This window comes from Acinetobacter sp. ATCC 27244, from assembly GCF_000156555.1.
GTDB classification, from domain to species: Bacteria; Pseudomonadota; Gammaproteobacteria; order Pseudomonadales; family Moraxellaceae; genus Acinetobacter; species Acinetobacter haemolyticus.
This window is the reverse complement of the sequence record NZ_GG665949.1, coordinates 440022-445364: the sequence shown is the minus strand read 5'-3', so window position 1 is coordinate 445364 and position 5343 is coordinate 440022. Positions and strand designations below refer to the sequence as shown.

Annotated in this window: 5 protein-coding genes and 1 pseudogene; 3 read left to right on the top strand and 3 right to left on the bottom strand. The window is 37.7% G+C overall.

Translation table 11 applies throughout. From position 1 onward, the window contains the following. Positions 1 to 922: lipase family alpha/beta hydrolase (locus tag HMPREF0023_RS01995; RefSeq protein ID WP_008941034.1), on the bottom strand; the 922-nt coding region annotated here is incomplete at its 3' end. A gap of 276 nt (positions 923 to 1198) precedes the next feature. Between HMPREF0023_RS01995 and HMPREF0023_RS01990 the strand changes: the two are divergent. Then, positions 1199 to 2219 (top strand): annotated as a pseudogene (locus tag HMPREF0023_RS01990) (AraC family transcriptional regulator ligand-binding domain-containing protein). Positions 2220 to 2286: 67 nt separating this feature from the next. Here the strand turns inward: HMPREF0023_RS01990 and HMPREF0023_RS01985 are convergent. Then, complete coding sequence (locus HMPREF0023_RS01985) at positions 2287 to 2970, bottom strand: superoxide dismutase (RefSeq protein WP_008941032.1); 684 nt, start codon at positions 2968 to 2970, stop codon at positions 2287 to 2289. 134 nt (positions 2971 to 3104) lie between these two features. Beyond that, complete coding sequence (locus HMPREF0023_RS01980; RefSeq protein ID WP_008941031.1) at positions 3105 to 3875, bottom strand: 3-hydroxyacyl-CoA dehydrogenase; 771 nt, start codon at positions 3873 to 3875, stop codon at positions 3105 to 3107. A 142-nt stretch (positions 3876 to 4017) separates the two neighbouring features. Between HMPREF0023_RS01980 and HMPREF0023_RS01975 the strand changes: the two genes are divergently transcribed. Continuing rightward, on the top strand, positions 4018 to 5076 hold the full coding sequence (locus HMPREF0023_RS01975) for an AraC family transcriptional regulator (RefSeq protein WP_008941030.1): 1059 nt from the start codon (positions 4018 to 4020) through the stop codon (positions 5074 to 5076). Between the two features lie 16 nt (positions 5077 to 5092). Continuing rightward, the coding region (locus tag HMPREF0023_RS01970; RefSeq protein WP_008941029.1) for an FMN-binding negative transcriptional regulator at positions 5093 to 5343 on the top strand (251 nt) is incomplete at its 3' end.

Sequence of the window (5343 nt, the reverse complement as noted above, 5' to 3'; positions counted from 1 at the left end):
CTAGATGGTTAAATGCATAGTTATCGCGAATGACCGTACCAAGATGACTTGAGCAACGCGGAACTAATCCATCACTATCACCCGGAATCAGCAATGAAGTCGCCGTTAGGGCATAATCAAATGGATCGAGTGCATTTGTAAACGGACTTATTCCAGTCCATGAGTAATAACGAACACCGTTACTTTCAAGTTCTCGCCCTGAACCACATGCTGTCATCGGTATTCCAGCAGGGAAACGTTGATTAAACTCTGCTGCCCCAGCAGTCGTCAGCGACCAAAGTCCAGCTAAAGAATCTTGATCATAGTAATTACCAGAGCCTATTCCAATTAATGCTCCGAATGCATTGACACCAGCAGAAATGACAGGTGCAGCTATTGGCCCAACTGGTGATTGTGTAAAGTCATAAACCACATCCGCTACATTCGAACCTTTTCCTGGGCCAGCAACAGCGGTAACGGAGGCTACTTTATCGGGCATCAAACCCGCTACATAGCGAATTGAATGCGTCCCATGACTATGACCGACCAAGTTCACTTTCTCAGCACCACTTATGGCTAAAATTTGTTTGGTCTGTAAGAGCAGTTGTTCTCCTCTTACTTCTGATGAGTTAAATGCAGCTTGTTGTGTAACAAATACATTCGCACCATTGCTCACCAAATCTTCAGTAATTCCATGCCAATACTGCAATGGGCCAACAGCCGAGAACCCTGACATTCCATGAGCTAATACAATCGGGTATTTTGTTTTTGCATAACTAGAAGTAACATTTGTACTTCCGCCTACTGAACAAGATTTCACATCACAGTTTTGCCATGATGCTTTTGGCGATAGAAAACTAAATAAACCAGCATGTACAACTGATCCACCACTAATGAGCATGCCCGTCGTTAAAACTATTGCATTGAGATATTTTTTCTTCACTTTTCTGCTCCAAGCATTTTTGATTTTTATTACAACAACTTAGTCCTAGGCTATGTATAAGGATCCATTCCTACATACATCAGACTTGCAAAGTATACTCCTCCAAAATATTGTGTGATTTTTAGACTAAAACAAACGATGCCAAAATCATAACAATTCACGCCAATTTTGGTATGAAATGAAAAAAATCCGATGAATGAACATTTTCAAATTAATTTTACTGTTTTAATTTTTACTAAATTTAAGCAAAACTGCAAAAGGAATTTTCCTAATATCATGAGTATTCCCCGCCTTCATCATCCACATTTTATTAGTAGTTCTTATGTCCACTTACTAAGCGAAGTCGTTGCTCGGTGGAATATTTCAGCAGAAGAATTATTTTGGGGTACAGGAGTAGAAATAGAGAAATTGCATGATATTAATTATAAAATTAGTTTAACTTCTTTCAAAAAAGTTATTGCAAGAACGATTGATTTGACCCAAGAACAAGGCATCGGTTTTTATGCAAGTACACAATTAAAAATCAGTTCTCATGGTTTACTTGGTTTCACTGTTGCGATTGCCAAAAATCCACTTGATGCTATTCAAACCATCAATCAATTTGTGAGTCTGCAATGTTCCTTTGTTGATTTACATTTTGTCGTTGAAAATGAATTGGCCTATTACAATATTATTTATGATAAATCTGTAATGGATTTTAACGACCCTTGTGACTTGCAAGCTTATGAATTTAGCTGTGTTTTCTTTTTAACCGGCTTTGTGCATTTGGCAAGGTTCTTTATTCCAGATTTTAAACCAAGCATAGATCTACAATGTAAGTGTCCTGAATATTTTTCTCGTTTTAAAAATATTTTGGCATCTAGTTTTACAGAAATACATTATGAACAACCCCATACTCGCTTAATAAGCTCAGCGAAGTTTTTAGAGAAACCATTAAGCATGTCTGACCCACTAACGTCTGAAAAATTTAAATTATTATGTCAGAAAGAGCTTGATGAGCTGGTGGCGACACAAAATATTTTACATCGTGTTAAAAATTTGATCGATGATCAGCATCAAGGCTTGCTCAATATTGATCAAGTTGCTCAAAAACTAAATCTAACCAAACGTACTTTGCAACGGATGCTGCAAGAGCAAAATGTAAGTTTTCAGATTCTTTATGATCAAGTACGAAAAGCAAAAGCACAAAAATTAATTGCTGAATCCTTTTATAACAAAAGATGAGATTGCAAGGAATTTAGGCTATTCATCACTTTCTAGTTTTAATCGTGCTTATAAACGTTGGGAAAATCAATAAACGTATCCAAATAAAAAGTGATGGTTTCAACCATCACTTTTATTTGTCTCGGATACCTTATCAAAAACTATTTACTTGCTTTTTGATAACGATCATTTACTTTATTCCAATTCACCACACTCCAAAATGCATTGGTGTAATCGGCTCGACGATTTTGATATTTCAAATAATATGCATGTTCCCAAACGTCCAAACCTAGCAAAGGCTGACCTTTCTTCTCGGCAATATCCATTAATGGATTATCTTGGTTTGGTGTTGAGGTAATTTCTAATTTACCTTGTGGATTGACAATCAACCATGCCCATCCTGAACCGAAACGACTGGTCGCTGCTTGGTTAAATTGTTCCTGAAAAGCTTTAAATGAACCAAAATCTTGATTGATTTTCTTTAACAATTTAAGGCTTACCTTACCCGTTCTATCAGTTGGGGCTAAGCTTTCCCAGAAAAATGCATGGTTAAAATGTCCACCACCATTATTACGAACTGCAGCATTGTATTTAGAGATCTGTTGCTGAATCTGCTCAATATTCAATTTATCCAACTCTGGATAGGTCTTGATCTGAGCATTTAAGTTATCGACATAGGCCTTATGGTGTTTACCATAATGAATTTCCATCGTTTGCTGATCGATAGCAGGCTCTAAAGCATCACTTTTATATGGCAATGGTGCTTGAGTGAAGTTTGCAAAAGCTGAAATACTTACACTCGAACATACTAGTAATGTAAGTAAACCTTTGTTCAGATATCGCATGATTTCAATCCAATCTTGATAATAATTTTCATTATCAATATATAAGCAAATCTACGATACGTCAAAACAGGCTACAAACTGATACATTAAAAGTGAAAAGTACAGCATTGGCTGTACTTTTCAAACAACCCAATCTATTTCGCTGCCATACGAATTGCACCATCTAAACGGATAACCTCACCATTGAGATATGCGTTTTCAGCAATGTGCGCAACTAAGCGAGCGAACTCCTCCGGACGCCCTAAACGTGAAGGATAAGGAACCATTTGCCCAAGTGCATCTTGAACATTTTGTGGCAGACCTTTCAGCATCGGTGTTTCCATGATGCCTGGTGCAATTGTCATAATACGAATACTATTACGTGCTAGCTCACGCGCAATCGGCAAAGTCATCGCAACAACTGCACCTTTTGATGCTGAATAAGCTGCTTGACCAATTTGGCCATCAAAAGCAGCAACTGAAGCCGTATTTACAATCACACCACGATCTTCGTCACCCTCTTCCATACTATTCTTACTCATCGCATCTGCTGCATAACGCAACATGTTAAATGTACCAGTAACGTTGATATGCAAAACTTTGGAGAACATTGCCAAATCATGAACTCCATCTTTACCCACTACTTTTGCCGACGGTCCCACCCCAGCACAATTGATTAATCCGTGTAGACTTCCATGCTTTTCAACAACCTCTTTAAAGAACTGCTCAGCTGCTTGTTCATCCGTTACATCTAATTTTACGAATTCTGCTTGGTCACCTATAGCTTTCGCTTGTTGCTCGCCAACTTCAGCATTCATATCCACCAAAGTCACAAAAGCGCCTTTTTCAACTAAATATTCAGCCGTTGCTGCACCTAAACCAGAGCCACCGCCTGTAATAACAAAATGTTTTCCTTGAATTTTCATTTACATTTCCTATCAAATTAAAGATATAAATTTTTATAACTGAGAGTAATCTCAACTTTTTTTCGATACAATTCCAAAAAGTAGCAAATTTAATGCAACTTTTGAGCATTCAACTATTTACTCTCCTGTATTACATGCGTGTATGAGCAAAAATCCTCCACTCGACCTTAATTCTGCCAAAGATACTATTTCAAATGCTTTGATACGCGAAGCATTAAGTGTTGCTGCAAGTCGTGGCTTAAATATTGTCAATATTGCGAATCGGGCCAGTATTTCAGCTGAACTATTAACTTCTGCCAAAGCACGTATTCCCGTTACCCAATGTGCTCAACTTTGGGTAGAGCTTGCTGAAAGCATGAATGATGAGTTTCTTGGCATGGACTCCCACCCGATGCGTCGTGGCAGTTACAAGCTATTGGCAAAACTTGCATTTGAAGCAGATACATTAGAACAAGCTATTCGAGAAATTTTAAAATTCCTAAGTTTAGTACTGGATGATATTCATGGTGAGTTGGTTCAAAATGGAAGCAAAGCCTATTTAATTCTGCATGACCGTGATCAGCCGAAACGTATGTTCACCTATTCAACTTTCTTGATGTTAGTACATAGCTTAATGTGTTGGTTAAGCGACCAACGAATTGCATTTCTAAAGATGTCTTTCAAATGCCATCAGCCTGTGGAAATACAAGATTATCGAATTCGTTTTTGTGAAAACATCCAGTTTCATGCAACCCAAAATTGTATTGAGTTCGATGCACATTATCTCAAACATAAAATTAAAAAAGACAAACAAGCATTAAATGATTTTCTAAGACATACACCCTATAACTTGATTGTACGTTTTAAAAATGAAAATTCTCTTAGTCTTCAAATTCGTCGGCAGCTACTCTTACAACCTCCATCAGAGTGGGCTGAGCTGAAAGACATTGCACAACAATTAAATATGTCTACAGCGACGATACAAAGACGACTAAAACAAGAAGGTGTAAGTTACCAGCAACTTAAAAATGATATTCGCTGCGATATTGCGATTGAGAGACTAAGCAAGACCAACGACTCTATCCAAAGTATTAGTGATGATCTTAATTTCCATGATCCAAGTGCTTTCCATCGTGCTTTCAAAAAATGGAGTGGCGTGAGTCCAGGAAGTTATCGAAAATCTGCACCGAACAAACAGAATCGCCTACATCATTTAGGCTAGTGAATGGAGTTGACTCATGTACATCCCTCAAATATTTAAAGAAACGCGTCAAGATGTTTTACATGATTTAATTCGCCAATATCCTTTTGCGACTCTCATCACTCAGAATAATGCAGGGCTAGATGCTATGCATTTACCTATTGAGTTGCTAGTTAATGATGAACAAAATGCGACTTTAGTTGCTCATATCGCCAAAAACAACCCACTCCATACACAAATAGACAATGGTGCTGAAGTTCTTGTGATCTTCCAAGGCCAACAAGGATA

Bases quoted from the DNA above. Each gene is read 5' to 3' on its own strand.
- HMPREF0023_RS01980 (WP_008941031.1), bottom strand. From the start codon at position 3,875: ATGAAAATTCAAGGAAAACATTTTGTTATTACAGGCGGTGGCTCTGGT.
- HMPREF0023_RS01975 (WP_008941030.1), top strand. From the start codon at position 4,018: ATGAGCAAAAATCCTCCACTCGACCTTAATTCTGCCAAAGATACTATT.
- HMPREF0023_RS01985 (WP_008941032.1), bottom strand. From the start codon at position 2,970: ATGCGATATCTGAACAAAGGTTTACTTACATTACTAGTATGTTCGAGT.